The following is a 653-nucleotide window of genomic DNA, read 5'->3' as shown; positions in this document are numbered from 1 at the left end:
TGCACGGCGGTGCGTTTACCGCCCTTCAGTGCGCGACCGGTCCGATCCGCTGAACAGCGTCCGGGCAGGGCTCCCTGTTCACCCCTACACAAGGAGCAGCTTTTGCTGACACAAGGAGCAGCCTGTCCATCTTCGAACTCTTCCGATCGGCCAGCTGGACACTGAATCGATGGGAAGTGATGTGGAGACTGGCCTTCAAAGAGCCGGCGGCTGGATACCGGGCGCGTTTTTTGCTGTTTTTCTCGGGGTGATGATGTCGTCCTCCTGCGGACCGGATGGTGATTTCTTCGGTGTGGTTACCTCTGTTATGCCGGATCGAGTGTGTGTCGGCCGGCTCGCCGCGGGCGGTGAATGCTTCCCTGCTGCATCCTCCGTACTCCAGTCCCTCCGTCTCGGCGACTGCATCGCTGTGAAGCGGGGTGGGTTCGAGGGTGGTCGGGGTCCGGGCCGACTGATCGGATTCCGCCGGGTGAAGGCTGACTCGAACTGCCCGAGCCCGTTGCCGTCGGTATCTTCCACACCGCCGTCAGATTGATCGGTTGTTCGTCGCCTGTCGACTCATCGCGGCCTCGCGCCGGATCGGACGGCGTCACGGCGCCCACGATCTGATCATCGCGGCCCATGCGGCCCATGCGGCCCATGCGGCTGAGACC

This window comes from Candidatus Protofrankia californiensis (assembly GCF_900634765.1).
In the GTDB taxonomy this organism is placed as follows: Bacteria; Actinomycetota; Actinomycetes; order Frankiales; family Frankiaceae; genus Protofrankia; species Protofrankia californiensis.
This window is presented reverse-complemented; position numbering follows the sequence as displayed.